At 63.9% G+C, this 20,767-nt stretch carries 21 protein-coding genes; 11 read left to right on the top strand and 10 right to left on the bottom strand.

Features of this window, described 5'->3' with window-relative positions; genetic code table 11:
• Positions 1 to 56: 56 nt before the first annotated feature.
• The 4 genes from phnD to PHA8399_RS07425 all read left to right on the top strand — a co-directional run bounded on the left by phnD (position 57) and on the right by PHA8399_RS07425 (position 3,951).
• Positions 57 to 959 carry a phosphonate ABC transporter substrate-binding protein gene (gene phnD / locus PHA8399_RS07440; protein WP_058285545.1) on the top strand — a complete coding sequence of 301 codons (903 nt, stop codon included), beginning with the start codon at positions 57 to 59 and terminating at the stop codon, positions 957 to 959.
• Positions 960 to 1,073: 114 nt separating this feature from the next.
• Positions 1,074 to 1,943 (top strand): phosphonate ABC transporter, permease protein PhnE, encoded by an 870-nt coding sequence (phnE, locus tag PHA8399_RS07435; RefSeq protein ID WP_058285544.1) that lies wholly within the window; start codon positions 1,074 to 1,076, stop codon positions 1,941 to 1,943.
• Positions 1,940 to 3,304 carry a phosphonate ABC transporter, permease protein PhnE gene (phnE, locus tag PHA8399_RS07430; protein WP_058285543.1) on the top strand — a complete coding sequence of 455 codons (1,365 nt, stop codon included), beginning with the start codon at positions 1,940 to 1,942 and terminating at the stop codon, positions 3,302 to 3,304. Before phnE (PHA8399_RS07435) ends, phnE (PHA8399_RS07430) begins: the two co-directional genes overlap by 4 nt.
• 32 nt (positions 3,305 to 3,336) lie before the next feature.
• The gene (locus tag PHA8399_RS07425) at positions 3,337 to 3,951 is read left to right on the top strand and encodes an LbetaH domain-containing protein (RefSeq protein ID WP_058285542.1); all 615 of its coding nucleotides are present in this window, start codon (positions 3,337 to 3,339) and stop codon (positions 3,949 to 3,951) included.
• A 224-nt stretch (positions 3,952 to 4,175) separates the two neighbouring features.
• On the opposite strand, the gene PHA8399_RS07420 is transcribed toward PHA8399_RS07425, so the two are convergent.
• Both PHA8399_RS07420 and gap read right to left on the bottom strand, forming a co-directional pair.
• The gene (locus PHA8399_RS07420) at positions 4,176 to 5,249 is read right to left on the bottom strand and encodes an Mrp/NBP35 family ATP-binding protein (protein WP_058285541.1); all 1,074 of its coding nucleotides are present in this window, start codon (positions 5,247 to 5,249) and stop codon (positions 4,176 to 4,178) included.
• Between the two features lie 240 nt (positions 5,250 to 5,489).
• Entirely contained in the window at positions 5,490 to 6,518 is a 1,029-nt protein-coding gene (gene gap / locus PHA8399_RS07415; RefSeq protein WP_058285540.1) for a type I glyceraldehyde-3-phosphate dehydrogenase, read from the bottom strand.
• Between the two features lie 143 nt (positions 6,519 to 6,661).
• On the opposite strand from gap, the gene PHA8399_RS07410 reads away from it, so the two are divergent.
• Together PHA8399_RS07410 and PHA8399_RS07405 are read left to right on the top strand one after the other, a co-directional pair.
• A complete protein-coding gene (locus PHA8399_RS07410; RefSeq protein WP_058285539.1) occupies positions 6,662 to 7,666 on the top strand; it encodes a LacI family DNA-binding transcriptional regulator in 1,005 nt (334 codons plus the stop codon).
• Between the two features lie 148 nt (positions 7,667 to 7,814).
• Positions 7,815 to 8,030 carry a hypothetical protein gene (locus PHA8399_RS07405; protein WP_058285538.1) on the top strand — a complete coding sequence of 72 codons (216 nt, stop codon included), beginning with the start codon at positions 7,815 to 7,817 and terminating at the stop codon, positions 8,028 to 8,030.
• A gap of 84 nt (positions 8,031 to 8,114) precedes the next feature.
• Here the strand turns inward: PHA8399_RS07405 and PHA8399_RS07400 are convergent, their stop codons facing one another.
• The 8 genes from PHA8399_RS07400 to PHA8399_RS07365 all read right to left on the bottom strand — a co-directional run bounded on the left by PHA8399_RS07400 (position 8,115) and on the right by PHA8399_RS07365 (position 16,934).
• A complete protein-coding gene (locus PHA8399_RS07400) occupies positions 8,115 to 9,260 on the bottom strand; it encodes an iron-containing alcohol dehydrogenase (RefSeq protein WP_058285537.1) in 1,146 nt (381 codons plus the stop codon).
• 64 nt (positions 9,261 to 9,324) lie between these two features.
• Positions 9,325 to 10,707, bottom strand: a complete 1,383-nt coding sequence (locus PHA8399_RS07395; RefSeq protein ID WP_058285555.1) for an aldehyde dehydrogenase family protein — start codon at positions 10,705 to 10,707, stop codon at positions 9,325 to 9,327.
• A gap of 94 nt (positions 10,708 to 10,801) precedes the next feature.
• A complete protein-coding gene (locus PHA8399_RS07390; RefSeq protein WP_058285536.1) occupies positions 10,802 to 12,154 on the bottom strand; it encodes a glutamine synthetase family protein in 1,353 nt (450 codons plus the stop codon).
• A 117-nt stretch (positions 12,155 to 12,271) separates the two neighbouring features.
• Positions 12,272 to 13,306: a TRAP transporter substrate-binding protein gene (locus PHA8399_RS07385; protein ID WP_058285535.1), complete on the bottom strand. Its 1,035-nt coding sequence runs from the start codon at positions 13,304 to 13,306 to the stop codon at positions 12,272 to 12,274.
• Positions 13,307 to 13,333: 27 nt separating this feature from the next.
• On the bottom strand, positions 13,334 to 14,068 hold the full coding sequence (locus PHA8399_RS07380) for a DUF4336 domain-containing protein (RefSeq protein ID WP_244270172.1): 735 nt from the start codon (positions 14,066 to 14,068) through the stop codon (positions 13,334 to 13,336).
• A complete protein-coding gene (locus PHA8399_RS07375; RefSeq protein WP_058285533.1) occupies positions 14,058 to 15,560 on the bottom strand; it encodes a TRAP transporter large permease in 1,503 nt (500 codons plus the stop codon). Before PHA8399_RS07375 ends, PHA8399_RS07380 begins: the two co-directional genes overlap by 11 nt.
• Complete coding sequence (locus PHA8399_RS07370; protein ID WP_058285532.1) at positions 15,560 to 16,156, bottom strand: TRAP transporter small permease subunit; 597 nt, start codon at positions 16,154 to 16,156, stop codon at positions 15,560 to 15,562. The genes PHA8399_RS07375 and PHA8399_RS07370 overlap by 1 nt, the downstream gene beginning before the upstream one ends.
• Positions 16,149 to 16,934 carry an N-formylglutamate amidohydrolase gene (locus PHA8399_RS07365; RefSeq protein ID WP_058285531.1) on the bottom strand — a complete coding sequence of 262 codons (786 nt, stop codon included), beginning with the start codon at positions 16,932 to 16,934 and terminating at the stop codon, positions 16,149 to 16,151. Before PHA8399_RS07365 ends, PHA8399_RS07370 begins: the two co-directional genes overlap by 8 nt.
• A 153-nt stretch (positions 16,935 to 17,087) precedes the next feature.
• Between PHA8399_RS07365 and PHA8399_RS07360 the strand changes: the two genes are divergently transcribed.
• The 5 genes from PHA8399_RS07360 to PHA8399_RS07340 all read left to right on the top strand — a co-directional run bounded on the left by PHA8399_RS07360 (position 17,088) and on the right by PHA8399_RS07340 (position 20,328).
• The gene (locus tag PHA8399_RS07360) at positions 17,088 to 17,960 is read left to right on the top strand and encodes a MurR/RpiR family transcriptional regulator (RefSeq protein WP_058285530.1); all 873 of its coding nucleotides are present in this window, start codon (positions 17,088 to 17,090) and stop codon (positions 17,958 to 17,960) included.
• Positions 17,961 to 18,078: 118 nt separating this feature from the next.
• A complete protein-coding gene (locus PHA8399_RS07355; RefSeq protein WP_058285529.1) occupies positions 18,079 to 18,423 on the top strand; it encodes a hypothetical protein in 345 nt (114 codons plus the stop codon).
• Between the two features lie 87 nt (positions 18,424 to 18,510).
• Positions 18,511 to 18,861 (top strand): RidA family protein, encoded by a 351-nt coding sequence (locus tag PHA8399_RS07350; protein ID WP_058285528.1) that lies wholly within the window; start codon positions 18,511 to 18,513, stop codon positions 18,859 to 18,861.
• Positions 18,862 to 19,243: 382 nt separating this feature from the next.
• A complete protein-coding gene (gst, locus tag PHA8399_RS07345) occupies positions 19,244 to 19,948 on the top strand; it encodes a glutathione transferase, Atu5508 family (RefSeq protein ID WP_058285527.1) in 705 nt (234 codons plus the stop codon).
• Entirely contained in the window at positions 19,945 to 20,328 is a 384-nt protein-coding gene (locus tag PHA8399_RS07340) for a carboxymuconolactone decarboxylase family protein (protein WP_058285526.1), read from the top strand. Before gst ends, PHA8399_RS07340 begins: the two co-directional genes overlap by 4 nt.
• The last annotated feature ends 439 nt before the right edge of the window (positions 20,329 to 20,767 follow it).

The raw sequence follows: 20,767 nt of genomic DNA, 5'->3' as shown, positions 1-20,767 counted from the left end.
CTGAATTCATCGACCCGGCGGGCTGCTTTGCCGGGACCCAACCGGAGAGACATAAGATGAAGAAACTGATTGCTGCCGTTCTGGCAACCACCGCGCTGACCGCCCCCGTTGCGGCTGAAGAGATCAAGGAATTCCGCATCGGCATCCTGGGCGGCGAGAACGCGCAGGACCGTCTGAACAACAACGAATGCCTGCGGGAATATGCCGAGAAAGAGCTGGGTGTCGAAACCAAGCTGTTTGCGCCTGCGGACTACAACGGCGTGATCCAGGGCCTTCTGGGCGGCACCATCGACATGGCCTGGCTGGGCGCGTCGGGATATGCCAAGACCTACCTGTCCGACCCGGAAGCGGTTGAGCCGGTTCTGGTCAAGGTGAACAGCGACGGAGGCTATGGCTACTACTCGGTCGGCTTTGCCCGCAAGGACAGCGGCATCACCTCGCTGGAAGACCTGAAGGGCAAGACTTTCGGCTTTGGTGATCCGAACTCCACCTCGGGCTACCTGATCCCGTCCATCGAGATCCCGAACAAGATCAATGCCAGCATGGACTCGGGCGACTATTTTGGCGAAGTGAAGTTCACCGGCGGCCATGAGCAGACCATCGTTGCGGTTGCCAACGGGGATGTGGACGGCGGTGTGACCTGGGCCGACGGCTTGGGTGAATGGGAAGACGGCTACCAGTCCGGCGCCCTGCGCCGTGCCGTGGATGCAGGCCTGGTCGACATGAACGACATGGTCGAGATCTGGAAATCCGCCCCGATCCCGGAAGGCCCGGTTGTTCTGCGCAAGGCCCTGCCGGCAGAAGTCAAAGCCAAGATGACCGCTCTTATGGACAACCTCAGCGAAATCGACCGTGACTGCTTCTACGGTGTCGCAGCGGGGGAGGCCAAGAGCTTCGACCCGATCACCCATGACGCCTATGAGGTGATCATCGAAGCCCGGAAGCTGAAGTCCGAGTAATTTCAGCCCAGCACTTATTGAACTCTGTTCTGCGGGGGTCCGGGCCTGTCTTGGGTCCCCGCAATTTCCCGATGGCTTCTGCAACGGCCGTCCCATCAAGACCAGGATCCCCAAATGGCAGAACTGACAGCCGCCCGGCCGGGCATCGAGGATATCCGGCAGCACTACACCGCCCACACCCAGCGCAAGCGGCTTTATGGCGGTATCCTTCTGGCGGTTTTCGTGGCGCTGATGGCAGCGGGGTTCCGCACTGCGGATGCCCGTAACGCAGGCTCCTTTGCCGACGGGTTCACACGCATTTTCGACTACCCTGCCGAAGTGCTGGCGGAAGCCGCCGAGAAGGCCGCGCAGCTGCCCGGGCATCTGGTGCATTTTTTTCCGGCGCTGGTGGAGACGCTGAACATCGCTGCCGCCTCGACCCTTGTGGGCGCCGTGTTCGGCACCCTGCTGTCGCTGCTGGCGACCCGCGGCATGGCGCCGTGGCCTGCGCTGATCCCGCTGTTCCGCCGCATCAGCGACATTTGCCGCGCTATCCCCGAAATCGTCATCGCGCTGGTGCTGATCTTCGTGCTTGGCGGCGGGCCGGTGGCTGCGATGCTCGCCATCGCCATCCACACGGCCGGCGCGCTGGGCAAGCTGTTTTCCGAGGTGAACGAAAACGCCTCCCTGAAACCGGTCGAGGGCCTCACCTCTGTCGGGGCCACCTGGGCGCAGCGGATGACGCTGGGGGTGATCCCGCAGGTCGGCCCGAATTACGTCAGCTACGCGCTGTTGAGGTTTGAGATCAACATCCGCGCCTCCGCAATCCTCGGCTTCGTCGGCGCGGGCGGTATCGGGTATGAGCTGAAGAACGCCATGTCCTGGGGGCAGGGGCGCTATGACGAGGCCGCTGCGATTTTCCTTCTCCTGTTTGTCACCATCGTGGCCGTTGACCAGCTGTCCGGCCTGCTGCGCGACCGCCTGACCCATGGAGCGAAGGCATGACCACTTTCGACACCACCCTGACGCCGGCAGACCTGAAGTCGGACATCTCGCGGCTGTTCCTGAAGAAGCGGCTGATGAACTTCGCTCTGCCCGCCGCGGTGCTGGCCTATCTGGCCTATGTGTTTGTGGCCTTCGACATGCCGGGCCTGTGGGAGCGGGCCAGCCTGGACAACGCGCGGACCCTGATCAGCGACAGCTACAGCTACAAGACCCATGTCACCCGCGACAACCGCAGCGGCGCGGTTTCCGTGGCGATCGAGGGCGAGCGGAAGGGAGCCTATCCCGAGGGCATGTCGCCGGACTGGGTGGCTCTGGGCGAGACCACGGTGATTGATCTGGAGGATGGCCATGTTGTTACCTTCGGGCCGGAAACCATCGAATACTTGATCCCGGGCTATGGCGTCGTGCGCGCCACCCCGAGCCGCAGAGCAGGGGTGCAGACGGAGCTGCCGGCAGGCGATGTGCCGGAGTGGATCAGTGTTTCCAAGAACCGTCTGGCGGTCACCACAGACGCCGGCCGCCTGACCGTGACCCGCAACCGGGCCGAGGTGTTCCGCTATTTCGCGGGGTGGGAGCTGTTCTTCTTCACCCTCGACAGCCCGTACTACGGCATGGGGGCCGCGGAGCTGCTGCAGCGGGCCGCCACCGGCGAGGGCGGCGCGATCTTCCAGGAGTTCTGGACCAACAAGATGTGGCGCCATCAGGATGTGGCTTGGGCGATTGCCGAGACCTTGCTGATGGCCTTCCTTGGCACCATCGGCGCGGGCATCATCGCGCTGCCGCTGGCCTTTGCCGCGACCCGCAACTTCATGCCGCTGCGCAGCATCCGCTTTGCCATGCGCCGCCTGTTTGACTTTGTCCGCGGCGTCGACTCGCTGATCTGGACCGTGGTGCTGGCCCGCGCCTTTGGCCCCGGGCCGCTGACCGGCGCGCTGGCGATCCTGGTGACGGACACCGGCACCTTCGGCAAGATCTTCTCCGAGGCGCTGGAAAACGTCGACCAGAAGCAGATCGAGGGCGTCGCCTCCACCGGTGCGGGACCGGTGCAGCGCTACCGCTTCGGGGTGATCCCGCAGATCACGCCGGTTTTGCTGAGCCAGCTTTTGTACTTCCTGGAATCGAACACCCGCTCCGCCACCATCATCGGCGCGATCACCGGCGGCGGCATCGGGTTGCTGCTGACCCAGGCGATCATCACCCAGAAGGACTGGGAGGAAGTGGCCTATTACATCACCCTGATCATCCTGATGGTGATGCTGATGGACTGGTTCTCCGGCTGGCTGCGCCGCCGCCTGATCAAGGGCGAGGGCGGCAAACCCCGGCGCAAGGGGCGCGCGGGCACAGCCTTCCTGCTGCCCTGAGCTGCGGGCGGGGAGATGGGAAAGGATAGAGCATGGCCCGTTTGAAAGCAGAAGCGCCGCTGATTCACCCGGGTTGCGAGATCACCGGCAGCACCTTCGGCGCTTATGTGGAGATCGGCGCCGGCAGCCGGGTCGCAAATTCGGCGGTCGGAGACTACAGCTATTGCGACCGCACCTGCGACATCGCCAATGCGCAGATCGGCAAATTCGCCAATATCGCAAGCTGTGTCCGCATCGGCGCCACGGATCACCCTATGGAAAAGGCGTCGCAGCACCATTTCCTCTACCGCTCCGCAAGCTATTGGGAGGATGCGGAGGATGACGCCGACTGGTTCGCCCGCCGCGCCGGGCGGATGGCCCGGATCGGCCATGACACCTGGATCGGCCACGGCGCGATGATCAAGCCGGAGGTGACTGTCGGCGATGGCGCGGTTGTGGCCTCGGGCGCGATTGTGACCAAGGATGTGGCGCCCTATACGATTGTCGGCGGCAACACCGCCCGGGTGATCCGCCGCCGCTATCCGGAAGCCGTGGCCGGGCAGATGTTGAACCTGGCCTGGTGGGACTGGGAGCACGATGCCTTGCGTGCCGCGCTGCCGGATTTCCGCCAGTTGCGGGCCGAGGAATTTCTGGAGAAATACGCCTGATCCGGCAGGCGGGGGCTCCCGCCTGTTCCCGGACATTCACAGAATGCCCGTCACAGTTGGGCGTGGCGCCGCTGCGCAGCGCTGCAAGAAGCTGCTGAGACGCGCTTCAGGGGCAGATTTGCCCTGAAGCGCCTTGTGCATTATGCGGTTCGCCATCCCCGCCTCAAGGGTGAACGGTGCTGCGCACCGCCGCTTTGCGGCCCTTGACCCGGGCCTGGCTGATTTCAGGCCGCGCCTGCGTCAACCAATTGGGTGGCGATGTCGAGGAAGACCTTGGCCTGAGCGCTGCCGGGCTTGCCGGCCACGATCGGCGTGCCGTTGTCGCCTGCCAGGCGCACGTCCAGATGCAGCGGCACCTCACCGAGCAGCGGCACGCCGAGTTTCTTCGCTTCCTGAGCCACGCCGCCATGGCCGAAGACGTGCTCTTCATGGCCGCAATTGGAGCAGATGTGGGTCGACATGTTCTCGATCATGCCGAGCACCGGCACGTTCATCTTGCGGAACATGTCGATGCCCTTGCGGGCATCGATCAGCGCCACGTCCTGCGGGGTGGAGACCACAATGGCGCCATCCACATGGGTCTTCTGCGCCAGCGTCATCTGCACGTCGCCGGTGCCGGGCGGCAGATCGACGATCAGCACGTCGAGATCGCCCCATTGCACCTGCAACAGCATCTGCTGCAGCGCCCCCATCAGCATCGGCCCGCGCCAGATCACCGCCTGATCCTCGCCGGTCATCAGCCCCATCGACATCATGGTGACGCCGTGGTTGCGCAGCGGCAGGATGGTCTTGCCGTCCGGGCTTGCGGGGCGGCCGCTGACCCCCAGCATCTTGGGCTGCGACGGGCCATAGACGTCGGCGTCCAGCAGCCCCACCCTGCGCCCCTGCATTGCCAGCGCACAGGCGATATTGGCCGAAACGGTAGACTTGCCAACCCCGCCCTTGCCCGAGGCCACGGCCAGGATCCGCGCCACGTCCGGCACCTTCTGCGGCGCCTGCTGCTGCTGCGGCTGGGCGGCCTGCTTGGGCTTCAGGTCCGGCGGCGCCTTTTCCGAGTGGGCGGTCAGCATGGCAGAGACTTTCTCCACCCCCGGCAGCGCGGCGACTGCGGCATCGGCCCTGTCGCGCACCGGGCCATAGGCCTCAGACTTGCCGGGATCGATCTCCAGCACAAAGCGGACGGTGCGGCCGTCCACGGTGACCGCACGCGCGATCCCGGCACTGACGATATCGCTGCCGCTGACGGGATCGGTGATGGTTCTGAGCGCCTCAAGGACGGTTTCACGGGTGACGGTCACGCCGGTCTCCTGTAGCTGGTCATGCGTTGCGCCTGTTGTGGCGCAATTCACACCGGCATGCCACCCGTACCCGGCCCGGAGTTTGCTTTAACGCATCCTGGAGTTATCTTTTGGCCGCTGGCTGCGCAAAATGCGCGCAGGAGGCCCGCGTCTGAACGCAACAGCGCCGCGCATCAGCGCGGCGCCGGGCCCAACGGGAGGAGGCCCCTTGGCGGCCGGACGACGGGCGGGAGGGTCCCGTCAGCTGGCCAGTGCAACCCCGGCGGTGCCCATCACCGCGCCGATGCGGCGGCCGGTGTCCACCATCCGGTTGGAGAAGCCCCATTCGTTGTCGTACCAACTGACCACCCGCACCAGCCCTTCGGCGGTGACCGCGGTTTGCGCGGCGGCAAAGCAGCTGGAATGCGGATCGTGGTTGAAGTCGACGGAGACCAGCGGGTCTTCCTCGTAGGACAGGATGCCCTCCAGCCCGTTACCGGCAGCCGCCTTCACCGCTGCATTGACCGCCTCTGCGGTGGCCGGGCGTTCCGGCACAAAGCTCAGATCCACCACGGAAACATTGGCCGTGGGCACCCGGATGGCGGAGCCTTCCAGCCGGCCTTTCAGATGCGGCAGCACTTCGGAGATCGCCCGCGCGGCACCGGTGGAGGTGGGGATCATCGACAGCGCGGCGGCCCGGGCGCGGTACAGATCCTTATGGCTGGTGTCATGGGTCGGCTGATCGCCGGTATAGGCATGGATGGTGGTCATATAGCCGGTCTTGATGCCAAAGGCCTCGTCCAGCACCTTGGCCAGCGGCGCCAGGCAGTTTGTCGTGCAGGAGGCGTTGGAGACGATGACGTCCTCTGCCGTGAGGTCCATGTGGTTCACGCCATAGACCACGGTGCGGTCGGCATCCTTGCCGGGCGCGGAGATCAGCACCCGCTTGGAGCCGTTCTTCAGATGCCGGGCCGCATCGCCGCGGGCGGTGAACAGTCCGGTGCATTCATAGGCGATGTCCACATCCTGCCAGGGCAGATCTTCGGGGTTGCGGATGGCGGTGAGGCGGATGCTGTGAGAGCCCACGCGGATCAGGTCGTCCGCCAGGAACACCGGTGTCTTCAGCCGCCCGTGCACGCTGTCGTATTTCAGCAGATGCACCAGCGTTTCCGGCGGCGACAGGTCGTTGATGGCCACCACCTCGATATCCTTGGCGCCGCTTTCCAGCAGCGCCCGCAGCACGCCGCGGCCGATCCGCCCGAATCCGTTGATTGCAATTTTCAGTGTCATCTCTGATCTCCGGCTGTGGCTCCGGATCAAGGCCGGTAGCGATAACGGTTTCGCTACCGATACCGATAACGGAAGCCGAAATCAACCCCCGCGGCGGCAGAGCTGCCCTTGCGGCGGCAGGCAATCTGCAGGAGCATGGCGGCATGACCAAAAAACTGCTTCTGAAAGACGTGGCCCGGCTGGCCGGCGTCAGCGAAATGACCGCCTCCCGCGCGCTGCGCGGGGCCCCGGATGTCTCCGCGAAGACTAAGGCGAAAATCGAGGAGATCGCCCGCAGCCATGGCTATGTGCCGAACCGGATTGCCGGCTCCCTGTCTTCGCAATCGGTCAATCTGGTGGCGGTGGTGGTGCCCTCGCTCAACAGCTTTGTCTTTCCTGAGGTGCTGTCGGGGATTTCCGCGGTGCTGAAGGACAGCCCGCTGAAACCGGTGGTGGGGATCTCCGGCTATGACCTGGAGGAAGAGGAAAGCGTCATCCGCGAAATGCTGAGCTGGCGGCCTTCGGGGCTGATCGTGGCGGGGCTGGAGCACACGGAGGCCACCTGCCGGATGCTGCAGCAGGCCGATTGCCCGGTGGTTGAAGTGATGGATGTGGACGGCGACCCGGTGCGCCACTGCGTTGGCATCTCGCATTTGCAGGCGGGACGCGACATGGCGGCGCAAATCCTCGCCCGCGGCTACCGCAGGATCGGTTTTATCGGCACCAAGATGCCGCAGGACTTCCGCGCCCGGAAACGGTTCGACGGCTTCACCGACGGGCTGGCAGCGCAGGGCGTGACGCTGAGCGATATCGAGCATTATTCCGGCGAAAGCGCGATACAGACCGGACGCCAGTTGACGGCGCAGATGCTGGCCCGCAGTCCGGATCTCGACTGCATCTATTTTTCCAGCGACGTGATGAGCGTTGGCGGGCTGATGCATTGCCTGGCCGCCGGGCTGACGGTGCCGGGGGACATTGCGCTTGCGGGGTTCAACAACCTGCAGATCCTGCAGGGGCTGCCGCAGCAGTTGGCCACGACGGACGCCTGCCGCCGGGAGATCGGCGAGCGCGCGGCCGGCATCATCCTGCAATCGCGCGAGACCGGCGGCACCGAGGGGCTGGTGTTTGACCGGCTGTGCCCGGCGATCAGCCTGGGCGAGACTCTCTGACCACCCCCCTCTGCTGCTCAATCGTGCAGCCGGATCTGCCGAAGGGGCAGGGCGGGGCGGCTGCGGCGCTTTTCGATGGCTTTGCGGCGCGCCTTGGGGCAGCCTGTAGCCAGCCCGTTCAGTCACGCCAGCCGGAGAAGGAGCCCAGATGCCCCAGTACAACGATATGTTCGAACTGTCCGTTGCGGATATGGAGCTGATCGAAACCGCCCTGCAGACCGCGCGCGACGCGCTGTCAGAGTCACTGCCCGCAGCGGGCAGCGGCGAGGAGGACACGCTGCGCCGTATCCACGATTTGCTGGGCCGGCTGCACAATCAGAAAATTTTCTACTACCCCAAGGGCAAGGTCTACGTCAGCGGCTGACGCAACCGCGCACAGCAGCGGTGCCGGAAAGAAAACGCGCTCCCCGCCGGGCGGAGAGCGCTGCAGCTTGGCAAGGGGTCCTGCTTACATCGCAGCCTTGAACAGCCGTGTGAGGTTGTCCTCGGTCAGTTCAATCGGGTTGCCGCCGCAGGAGGGGTCGATGATGGCGCCTTTGACCAGCTCAGGGATGGCATCCTCCGTGACGCCCAGGTCGGACAGCCCGCGCGGGATGCCAAGGGAGTCGTTCAGCTCCTGCACAAAGCTGCGGAAGCCGTCAAAGCCGCCTGCAATGCCCAAATAGGCCGCGGCCATGGTGAACCGGTCCGCAATCGCCGAGGCGTTAAATTCCAGCACCGCAGGCATGCAAACCGCGTTGGTGGTGCCGTGGTGGGTGTTGAAATGGGCGCCGACCGGATGGCTCATCGCGTGGATCGCGCCAAGACCCTTCTGGAAGGCGGTCGCGCCCATCGCCGCTGCCGACATCATCTGGGCGCGGGCCTCGATGTCACTGCCGTCCGCATAGGCGCGGGGCAGATAGTCCTTGACCAGCCGCATGCCCTCCAGCGCGATGCCCTGGGACATCGGGTGGTAATGCGGGCTGCTGAAGGCCTCGACGCAATGGGCAAAGGCATCCAGCCCGGTGCCCGCGGTGATGAACTTGGGCATGCCCACGGTCAGCTCAGGATCGCAGATCACCACCGTTGGCAGCACCTTGGGGTGGAAGATGATCTTCTTCTGATGGGTGACAGAGTCGGTGATGACGCTGGCGCGGCCCACTTCGGAGCCGGTGCCAGCCGTGGTCGGCACAGCGATGATCGGTGCGATGGCGTCCGCATCAGCGCGAGTCCACCAGTCGCCGATGTCCTCAAAGTCCCATACCGGCCGGGTCTGGCCCGCCATGAAGGCCACCATCTTGCCCAGGTCCAGGCCGGAGCCGCCGCCGAAGGCGATCACCCCGTCATGGCCGCCAGCCTTGTAGGCGGCAACGCCTGCGTCCAGGTTTTTCTCATTCGGGTTCGGATCGACCTCAAAGAACATGCCGCGGCCCAGGCCGGCGGCCTCCATGATGTCGAGTGTGCCCTGGGTGACGGGCAGATCCGCCAGACCCTTGTCGGTCACCAAGAGCGGCTTCTTGATACCGGCGGCGGCGCAGGCATCGGCCAGTTCCTTGATCCGGCCTGCGCCGAACTTGATTGCGGTCGGGTAGGACCAGTTTCCAACGAGAGACATATCGTTTTCCTTTGATGCAAAGGCCCGCCCCGGGGAGGAGACGCCGGGGCGGGCGGGGCCGCCCTTAGCCGGTCACCTTTTTCAGGTGATAGGACTTTGGACGGGTCAGATTGTGGTAGCCGATGACCGACAGGCCGCCGCCGCGGCCGGTGTCCTTGCATCCGGTCCAGCACAGGCCCGGGTCCAGGTAGTCGGCACGGTTCATGAAGACAGTGCCGGTCTCGATCCGGTCCCCGACGGTTTGAGCCCGCTCGACATCCTTGGTCCAGAGCGAGGCGGTCAGGCCGAAGTCGCTGTCGTTCATAAGCTCAATGGCTTCCGCGTCGGAGGAGACCTTCATGATGCCCACGACCGGGCCAAAGCTTTCCTCGCGCATCACCCGCATATCGTGGGTGACGCCGGTCAGGATCTGCGGCGTGAGGTAGGCGCCGCCGTCGTCCTCGGCAAAGGTCTCGATATGGGCCACGGCGCCCGCGGCAACCGCCTCGGCGATCTGGCCGCGCACCTCTTCCGCAAACCGCACGTTCGCCATCGGGCCGATGGTGGTCTCGGCATCCAGCGGATTGCCCAGCTTGTAGCCCTTCACGATGGCAATCGCCTTTTCCAGGAAGGCGTCATAAAGGCTTTCGTGCACATAGATCCGCTCGATGCCGCAGCAGCACTGGCCGGAATTGAACATCGCGCCGTCAATCAGCGTATCGACCGCCGCGTCCAGATCGGCATCCTCCATCACATAGCCCGGATCCTTGCCGCCCAGTTCGGTGCCGACGCCGGTAAAGGTGCCCGCCGCCGCCCGTTCCATCGCCTGGCCGCCGCCCACCGAGCCGGTGAAGTTCACGAAGTTGAAGGCGCGGTTCGCGATCAGGTCAGACGTGGTGACGTGGTCCAGGAAGACATTCTGGAACACCTCTTCGGGGATGCCTGCGGAGTGGAAAGCCTTTGCCATCCGCTCGCCCGCAAGCAGCGTTTGCGTCGCGTGTTTCAGCACCACCGTGTTGCCAGCGATCAGCGCAGGCGCAACGGTGTTGATCGCGGTCATATAGGGGTAGTTCCAGGGCGCCACCACAAACACCACCCCATGAGGGATGCGCTTGATATAGCGTTTGAAGGTGGCGTCCTCGCCGACCTCGATGTCCGCCAGCGACTCTTCGGCGATCTTCGCCATGTGGCTGGCGCGCTCGTTGAAGCCGCCGAACTCGCCGCCAAAGCGCACCGGGCGGCCCATCATATGGGCCAGCTCCGGCACGATCGCGTCATTCATCGCACCAACAGCGGCCACGCCCGCCATCACCAGATCAATGCGCTCCTGCAACGGACGTGCCGCCCAGGCGGGCTGCGCCGCCCGGGCCCGTTCCGCCGCCGCAAAGGCGTCCTCGCGCGACAGCACTTCGCGCTCCGCAAAGACCGATCCGTCGACCGGCGAGATACACTTCAGGGTCTGGCCCATCGCCATTCACTCCATCCAGGAAAGGGCAAAGCCCTCTTCATCTTTCCAAAAAATACTCCGGGGGTCCGGGGGCAGGCCCCCGGGGGTTGCCGGATCACGCCCGCTCGAACCCGCGCGCAATCTCGTAATCGGTGACCACCCGGTCGAAATCCTCGATCTCAACCTCCGCCGCGCGGACGTAGTGATCCACCACATCGTCGCCAAGGGCCTTGCGCAGCATCTCCGAACCTTTCAGCGCCGCCGCCGCATCGCGCAGGGTCGAGGGGATCATGCCGGTCTCGCCCTGGTAGACATCGCCCTTGGCAGGCGCCTGCAGCTCCAGCCCTTCCTCGATGCCGGCAATGCCCGCCGCCAGCATACCCGCCATCGCCAGATAAGGGTTCATGTCCGATCCCGGGATGCGGCATTCGACCCGGATTGCCTTGCTGCCCTCGCCGCACAGCCGGTAGCCCGCGGTGCGGTTGTCCACCGACCAGATGATCCGGGTCGGCGCAAAGGTGCCCTTCATGAAGCGCTTGTAGCTGTTGATATAGGGCGCCATGAAGGCGGTGTAGTCGGGCGCGTATTTCAGCAGGCCGGCCATGTAATTCTTCATCAGCGCCGACATGCCCAGCGCGTCGCTCTCATCATAGAACGCAGGCTTGCCGTCCTGCCAAAGCGACTGGTGCACGTGGCTGGAGGAGCCGACCTTATCGTGGCTCCACTTCGGCAGGAAAGTCACCGCGTGCCCCTGCTGCTCGGCAATTTCCTTCACCGCGTGCTTGGCGATGGTGTGGTATTCCGCCGTGTCCATTGCCGCGGCGTATTTGATGTTCAGCTCTTCCTGGCCGGTCTCCGCCTCGCCCTTGGAGTTCTCGATCGGCAGCCCCGCATCCCACAGGTGGTTGCGGATCGGGCGCATCACATGCTCCTCGCGGGTGGTCTGCAGGATGCTGTAATCCTCGTTGTAGCCCGAAATCGGCGCCAGATCGCGGAAACCCGATTTGCGGATCTCGTCAAAGCTCTTCTCGAACAGGAAGAATTCCAGCTCGGTGGCGCACATGGCGTCATACCCCATCGCCTTGAGGCGGTTCACCTGTTTCTTCAGGATCGCGCGGGGGGAGTGGGGGACGTCCTCATGGGTATGATGGTCGAGCACATCGCACAGCACCATCACCGTGCCCTCCAGCCACGGCACGGGCCGCAGGGTGGCGAGGTCCGGCTTCATCACAAAATCGCCATAGCCGCGCTCCCAGCTGGTCGAGGCATAGCCGTCCGGCGTCGCCATCGCCAGGTCGGTGGCCAGGAGGTAGTTGCAGCAGTGGGTTTCCTCCCAGGCGCCGTTCACGAAATGCTTGGCGTGGAAGCGCTTGCCCATCAGGCGGCCCTGCATGTCCACAAGGCAGACCAGAACGGTGTCAACGGTGCCATCGGCAACCTGGTCCTTAAGAGTGTCGAAGGAGAGCATGAGCGGCCCTTTGTCTGTTGCGCGCAAAACTTTTCCTCAAAAGTTTTGGCAAATTCCTTGAGTAAGGAATTTGGCCCGCTGCGGCGCAGGCCAAATCCTGTTGTTTCAATCGAAGCCTCAGCCGTAGCGGTAGGGGCGGCCGGCCTTCTGCATGTCAGCGTTATACTTCTTGAAGATCTCCACAACCTTCGCCTTGGTCTCGGACTCGGCTGCGATTTCATCCCAGAACTTCACAGCTGCATCTTCGACCTGCTGCCATTCGTTGTCGGGAATGGTGGTCAGCTTCATCTTGTCGCCGTTCACGCGCAAGGACGCTTCGCCGCCCCAGTACCACCACTGGCGGTAATAATGCGACTGGTCGCAGCAGACGCGGAACAGGGTCTGCAGGTCTTCCGGCAGTTCGTTCCAGCGGCCCTGGTTGGCAAAGAACGAGCCCGCCCAGGCGCCGGAGATGTTGTTGGTCAGGAAGTAGTCGGTCACATCGGCCCAGCCAACGGTGTAATCCTCGGTGATGCCGGACCAGGCCACGCCGTCCAGCTCACCGGTCTGCATGGCAACTTCGATGTCTTCCCAGGGCAGGGTGACCGGCACCACGCCGAACTGGCTCAGGAAGCGGCCCGCGGTCGGGAAGGTGAAGACGCGCTTGCCCTTCAGGTCAGCCAGCGAGTTGATCGGGTCCTTGGTGGCAAAGTGGCAGGGGTCCCAGGCGCCGGCCGAGATGTGTTTGACGCCGACCTTGGAATATTCCGCGTCCCAGATCTCGTTCAGGCCGTACTGGTTGAACAGCACCGGCACGTCCAGCGAGTAGCGCGAGGCAAATGGGAAATAGCCGCCGAACACGGTGACTTCGGTGGGCGAGGCCATCGAGTCATCGTCCGACTGCACCGCATCGATGGTGCCGCGCTGCATGGCGCGGAACAGCTCGCCGGTGGGGACCAGCTGATCGGCATAATAAAGCTCGATCTGCATCCGGTCGCCGGCGATCTTGTTGAACATGTCAATGGCGGGTTTCACCACATGTTCCGCCAGCGCCGCACCGGCGTAGGTCTGCATCCGCCACTTGATGGTGGACTGGGCCAGCGCCGGGGTGGCCAGCGGTGCCGCCATGGCGCCAACGCCTGCGCTTTGCAAAAACTTGCGTCTTGTTGTCATGTCTTCCTCTCCTCTGTTGAACTTAAATCAATGCCCGTGCGCGCAGGGCGCCAGGTTTCTGAACCCTTCGCGGAGCCGTTGCGGTGCATTCTCACGAAGGATGTCGCCATGCGCGAGCACGACGGTTTCGGGCTTCCACTCCAGCATCCGGGTCAGTGCTTTGCGCAGCTTGTCCCGGTTGCCCGCGAAGGAAAACCAGATGTCGATCGGCATCTTGCCGTTGGGGGCCGTGATGCCAGCGGCCCAGGCCAGCGGCCGCACCCAGAGCGGCAGCGTCTTGCTGGGCATGTTTTCGATCAGGTCGGTCAGCACCAGCACCCGGGAACGCTTGTGGAAGAAGACCACTTCGGTATGCGCCCGGCTGCCATGCACAATCATCTGCTCAAGATCCGCCGCCCAGTCCTGGGGCGCGCAGTCCTCCAGGTCGCGGTCGAACTGAACCTCCACGCCCTGGCTTCTGGCCCGCTCGCGCACTTTGGGTGAGGCCCAGGCTGTGGCGTCGGGATAGGCGTCTGCCCACTCCGCGATATAGGCGTAGTGAATCCAGTTCGGGGACACCAGGTGGCGGATGCGCCCCAGTGTTTCAAGCTCCGCCGCAAGCTGCTGGCTGTACCGGATCGGCGAATGCAGGAACAGATCGCCGTTCTCCAGGCGGATGACGGTCATCCGGGTTTGAAAGGGGATCTTGTAGAACTGGATCGTTGGTCCGTCCACGATCCAGATATCCGGCCCCAGCGCCTGCAGCATGGTCTTACTTTCCATAGACATACTCCGGCAGCCACAGGGCGATTTGCGGGAAGACCATGATCAGGGCCAGCGCCAGCACCATCACCGCGGCAAAGGGGATGATCGAGATATAGATGTCCTTCAGCCCGATTTCCGGCGGCGCCATCGCGCGCATCAGGAACAGGTTGTAGCCGAACGGGGGCGTCATATAGGCGATCTGAGTGGTGATGGTGTAAAGCACGCCGTACCAGATCAGGTCGAAGCCGAGCGCCCCGACCAGCGGCACGTAGAGCGGTGCCACGATCACCAGCATCGCGGTGTCATCCAGGAAGGTGCCCATCACGATGAAGCTCAGCTGCATCAGGATCAGGATCATCCAAGGGGAAAGACCCAGCTTGGTGGTGAACAGATCCTCGATCGCCTTGACTGCGCCCAAGCCGTCAAAGATCGCGCCGAACGCCAGCGCCGCCAGGATGATCCACATGAACATGCAGGAGATACCAAGGGTCGAGCGCACTGAGGTTTCGAACACCTCCTTGGTCATCCGCCCCTTCAGCACCGCGGCGATAAAGGCGGTCATCGCACCGATGGCCGAGCTTTCCACCAGCGAGGTCCAGCCGTTCACGAAAGGCACCATCATCGCGGCAAAGATCGCCAAGGGCAGCACGCCGGAGAACAGCAGGCGGTACTTTTCCTTCATGAACACGTCTTTGTAGAACAAAGCGTTCTTGCGGGTCAGGAAGGACAGCACCCCCAGGGCCAGCGCCACGCCAAGCGCAGGCTTGGCCTCCATCGCGCCGGTCAGCATCAGCAGCGGCACCAGCACCAGCGCGCCCAGCACGATGTAGTTCAGGCGCAGCGGGTGGTTTGTCACCTGCTCGTATTCCGCCAGATCCTCGTCATGCATGGCGGGGCCAAGATGCGGCTGCATCCGGGCGCGGAAATAGATGTAGATGATGAACATGACGGCCATCAGCAGGCCGGGGACCACCCCCGCCAGCCACAGCTGCCCCACCGGCTGGCGCGCGATCATCGCATAAAGCACCAGCACCACCGAAGGCGGCACCAGAATGCCGAGCGAAGAGCCGGCCTGAATGGTGCCGGTCACCAGGATCTTGTCATAACCTCGGCGCAAGAGTTCCGGCAGCGCGATGGTCGCGCCAATGGCCATGCCCGCCACCGACAGGCCGTTCATGGCCGAAATCAGGACCATCAGGCCGATGGTGCCGATGGCCAGCCCGCCCTTCACCGGCCCCATCCACACGTGGAACATCCGGTAAAGGTCGTCGGCAATTTTGGATTCCGACAGCACGTAGCCCATGAAGATGAACATCGGCAGCGTCAGCAGCGGATACCATTTCATCAGTTTCATGGCAGCCGAGAACGGGATCTCCACCCCGCCGGTGCCCCACAGGAGCATGCCCGCAACCGCGCCGACAAAGCCGATGGCGCCAAACACCCGCTGGCCGGTCATCAGCATCAGCATCATGCCGGCAAACATGACGATAGCAATCCATTCGTAGGACATCAGATTTCAACTCCGCGCAGGCGTCCGATATCCCGGAACAGTTCGGCAAGGCATTGCAGCAGCATCAGGAAGACGCCGAGGCACAGGATGGTTTTGACGGGCCACAGGAACGGCCGCCAGGCGGTCGAGCTGCGCTCCAGATAGCCGATCTTTTCGCCTGCCGCCGCAGGGCCTTCGCTCAGCAGCGTCTTCAGCAGGTCCCAGAAGAAGTCCAGTGGCTCCAGCCCGAAATAACCGAGCGAATAGGCGGTAGAGCTGAGGGCGCCGTACATCAGGATCACCAGATAGGTGATCAGGAACAGCACGGTGAAGGCATCGACCATCGCCTTGGTTTTTGTCGACCAGGCGCCGTAAAACAGGTCCATCCGAACGTTCGAGCCCATCTGGATCGAATAGGGGCCGCCCAGCACGTAATAGGCGACCATCACAAACTGCGCGGTCTCCAGCGTCCAGTGCGACGGGTTGAAGAAAGTCTTGGAGACCGACGACCACAACAGCACCCCGATCAGGACAAAGATAAGATACATGGCAAAGCGGCCGATGAAGCGGTTCATCGCGTCGATGCCGCGGACATAGGCCCGGATTATTCTAGGCATCAGGCCCTCCCTCGGCCGCCAGCGCGGCCAGGGCCGGGCGCAGCAATGTCAGCATTTCTTCGGCCATGGCCTTTTCCTGGTCCGGCGTTGCCACCAGGTCGTTGCGGATTTCGATCATCACATTGGCCAGCCCGTGCGCCAGCCCGTGCAGCTTCAGCGAATGGGTGACGCCATCGGCGGGGCCATAGGGCTCATTGCGCTCCACCCGGCGGTGCGGCAGGGCAGGGGCCTCGGCCAGCATCGCATCCGCCAGGCGGCTGTCGGCGTCGTGCAGGATGCCGATTTCAACGTCCCGCTGCTTGCCGAAGTAGACCGGTGTGAAGCTGTGCATGGTGACCAGCACCGTTTGCAGCCCGGCCTTTTTCCGCGCCTCGATCACCTCCGTCACGGTGGTGCAGAACGGCACATAGACGGTGTCCGCGCGTTCCTGGCGCTCCGCCTCGCTCAGCCCGAAATTGCCCGGCACCGCGACCAGTTCGGATTTCTCCGGCATGGCGCTGGCGGCCTCGGGCGGGCGGTTGCAGTCGTACACCAGCCGCGACACCCGGCTGGCCACCAGCGGCGCATCCAGCGCCTGTGCCATATGCAGGGCCACCGCCCGCGCGCCCGGATCCCACGCCGCATGGCTCAGCCGGTCCTCGTCGCGCAGCCCCAGCCCGTTATAGCGGGCGGGTATAATGCTGGAGGCATGTTCGCACAGCAGCAGGACCGGGCTGGTGCCCTCCCGGTTCACCACCTCCACTGCTTCCCCCAAAGCGTGAGAATCGCTCTCTCGCATATGCCGCCTCCCTGCGATTTGGAAAAATGTTTCCATGAAGAGATATTTGTGTCAATATCTTTTCATGATCGGTTCCAGACAGAGATTCCTGAAACTTTCTCTTCAGGCCGGAACCGGGTAAGAAGGTGTCTGTTCAAACGCAGGGAAGTGCCGTTGTCGAAACCGCCCGCCACAGTTCGCGAGTTGATCCGCGAGAATTATTCCTCGCTCACCCAGTCCGAGCGCAAATTCGCAAATTTGCTGCTGGAAAACTATCCCGCGGCGGGTCTGGCCTCGATCACCATCGTGGCCGCCAATGCCGAGGTCTCCACGCCGACGGTGGCCCGGATGGTGCAGAAACTGGGCTTCAAAGGGTATCCGCAATTCCACCAGGCCCTCCTGAAGGAGCTTGAGGCCAAGGTCTCCGGCCCCACCAAACGGCGCGACAACTGGGCGTCCGAGGCGCCCGAAGGCCATCTGCTGAACAGATTTGCACAGGCCGTCACCGACAACCTGCAACAGACGTTTTCCAACATAGACTCGGCCCAGTTCGACGCCGCTGTCCGCCAGCTCGCCAACACCGAGGGGCGGCTCTACGTGGTCGGCGGCCGCATCACCCGGGCGCTGGCAGACTACGCCTTTACCCATTTTCAGGCGATCCGGCAGCGGGTCACCCATATGACCTCCTCCTCCGCCACCTGGCCGCATTATGTGCTGGACATGGTGGAGGGCGACACGCTCCTGATGTTCGACGTGCGCCGCTACGAAACCAATCTGCAGCGGCTGGCGGAACTGGCCTCTGAACGCGGGGTGAAGATCGTCCTGATCACCGACCAGTGGGCCAGCCCCATTGCCTCGGTCTCGGAACACACCTTCAACTGCTGGGTCGAAATCCCCTCCGCCTGGGACTCCAACATCTCCACCATGATGCTTTTGGAGGCGATGATCGCGGCCACCCAGGAGGAGAGCTGGGACAAGACCAAGGACCGCTACGACCGCCTGGATGAGCTGTTCGACATGACCCGGCTGTTCCGTAAGTTTTCCTGACCCTGCCAGAAGCGGCCTGCCGCATGGACTTTGCCCGCGGCTTGCGCCTTACTGTTCAGGGTGCAGCCCGCCGCAGGGCAGGGCGCAACGCCGGTTTCTTTCAGGCAGGAGTGTTCAAATGCGATTTTCCCGATTTCTGACCGCCGCCGCAGTTGCAGCGCTGGTTGCGGCGCCCGCCGCGGCCAATCCGCTGAGCCGTATTCTGGCCAAGTCCGGGCTGACGCCGCAGGACACCAACCTCATGCGCCGGGCCGAGCAGGCGCTTCTGGCTGAGGGCGGCAGCGGCCAGCGGGCCAGGTGGAACAATCCGGACAGCGGCGCGCAGGGAGAGGTCCGGGTGGCCGGCAAGGAGGGCGATTGCCTTCTGCTCCAGCATCAGGCCTACCTCAAGGACAGCCAGGACGCCAAACAGGTCCGCCGCAAGTTCTGCCCCTCCGGCGGAGACTGGCTGCTGTCCCAGTAATCTGCCGCAACCGCGTCCTTGCCGCGGCGCCGGGGCGGGGCTAAGCAGAGCGCAGAGTTTTTCTGACGTTTCAGGAGCGAGGCACCCATGACCGAGATCACCCGCAAACACACTGGCCAGCGCATGAGCCAGATCGTCATCCATGGCGAGACCATCTACCTGGCCGGTCAGGTCGGCACCGCAGGTGCCAGCGTCGAACAGCAGACCAAGGACTGCCTCGCAAAGATTGACGCGCTGCTGGCCGAGGCAGGCAGCAGTAAGACCCGCATCCTGCAAACGGTGATCTGGCTTGCCGACATGAAGGACTTTGCCGAGATGAACGCGGTCTGGGACGCCTGGGTGCCCGAAGGCCACGCCCCGGCGCGTGCCTGCGGCGAGGCCAAGCTGGCCCGCGAGGATCTGCTGGTCGAATTCATCGTCACTGCCGCCAAGGGCTGATCCCGGCAGCAGGAGCAAACAGGCGGGCCGGCGGCCCGCCTTTTCTTTTTCCAAGGGGCGGACAGGCGGGCTCAGCAACTTGCTGTCCCACACCGCCCCGAAACCCGATTCACGTGCAACAGGACCTGCCGTCAGTCCGGTGCCCCGTGCTGCGCGTCCTGAACGGCCGCGGCGTTGTGCCGGGGCCTGTGGCGGCCGATCCCTCTTGCTTAGTGGGTCCGGAACACTCCATCCTCTCTCTTCAGAAGCAGATGCGCAGGGCGCCGGCCCTCCGGTTGGGCGGTTCCGGCAAATCCGGCGGCGGCCGCGAGACGGGAGGACGAGGCACTGTGAACCTTATTGCAGACCTAGACCATCGCTGCGGCCCGGTAAGGCTAGAGCAATGACAGCGCGTTATCAGCTCCATTACTGGCCGATCCCGTTCCGCGGCCACTTCATCCGCTACGTGCTGGCCTATGCCGGGCAGCCATGGGAAGAGCCGGGCTTTGACGCGGTGGCCGGCCTCAAGACCCAAGAGGTCGCGGATCAGCCGCATCCTTTTATGGCGCCACCGCTGCTGACCGACATCCGGACCGGCTCCCATCTCAGCCAGATGCCCGCGGTCCTGATGGCGCTGGGCCGCGCCCACGGTCTGCTGACAGAGCCGGACCGGACCCTGCGCCTGATTTGCGATGCCTCCGACATCCTGTTCGAAATCACCCGCTATCACGGGGCGCTGATGTGGGATGCGGCAAGCTGGGCAGACTTCCACGGCAGCCGCCTGCCGCGCTGGATGCAGATCCATGAGCGGATCGTGGCGGAGGCCGGCGTCACCGCCACGGCAGGATACCTGCGGGGCAGGGCGCATCCTGGCCTTGCCGACCTTGTCCTGGGCGCGCTCTGGCACACGATGGCGGACCGCCTGCCGCCGCTGCGCCCGTTGCTGCACGAAAATGCGCCGGTGCTGAAAGGGCTGGCGGACCGTATCGCCGCCGAGCCGCCCGTCGCCGCCCTGATCGCAGACTGGGCCGGGCACCGCCCGGTTTATTGCGGCGGCCAAATCGAGGCCTCGCTGCTGAACATGCTGAATATGGAGACCGGCACATGAGCACGTTTGACGAAGATCTGTTCCTCAAGGGGCTGGAACAGCGCAAATCCACCCTCGGCGCCGAATATGTCGACAACAACCTGGCGGCCGCCGACGGCTTCACCCGCCCGTTCCAGGAGGCGATGACAGCCTGGTGCTGGGGGTTCGGCTGGGGCGATGACGTGATCGACGCCAAGACCCGCTCGATGATGAACCTCGCGATGATCGGCGCGCTGGGCAAGATGCATGAATGGGAAATCCACTGCCGCGGCGCCCTCAACAACGGCGTCACCAAGGAGGAGATCCGCGCCATTATTCACGTGGTCGGCATCTATTGCGGCGTGCCCCAGGCGCTGGAGTGCTTCCGGGTGGCGCGCAAAGTGCTGGAGGAGCAGTCCTGATACGCCTGCGCTGTTCTTGGAAGACCCATGGAGGGCGGCGTTTTGGCTGCCCTTCTTCTTTGGTGCTGTGCGGTGTTTGTCCTTTGGCCGGTTTGGCCTGGCGATTCCGGGCGGGCGGAGGGGGTTTGGGGGGTGTTTGTTGCGATTCCGGGGTGGTGAGTCTGTGGATAAGGGGTGCCGAGTCTGTGGGTAAGTGGGGCGGGCGCCTTTTCCGGGGTGTTCGGGGTGGTTTGCGGGGCGGGGGTGGGGCGGAAAGAGGGTCAGGGTTGCTGACTTTGCTTTGGTGTAAGTCTTTGATTTTATTGGATGCGTGATTTTTCTTTGCGGAATTCTGCGTTTTTCTGAATTTTGGGGTTGCGGGTCTGCGGGGGTAACCGTAAAAGCCCCCTCACCGGCGGCGCTGAGGCGCTGCTGAGACACACCGGACGGGGCGGCGGCG

It is taken from the genome of Leisingera aquaemixtae, assembly GCF_001458395.1.
GTDB classification, from domain to species: Bacteria; Pseudomonadota; Alphaproteobacteria; order Rhodobacterales; family Rhodobacteraceae; genus Leisingera; species Leisingera aquaemixtae.
This window is presented reverse-complemented; position numbering and strand designations above follow the sequence as displayed.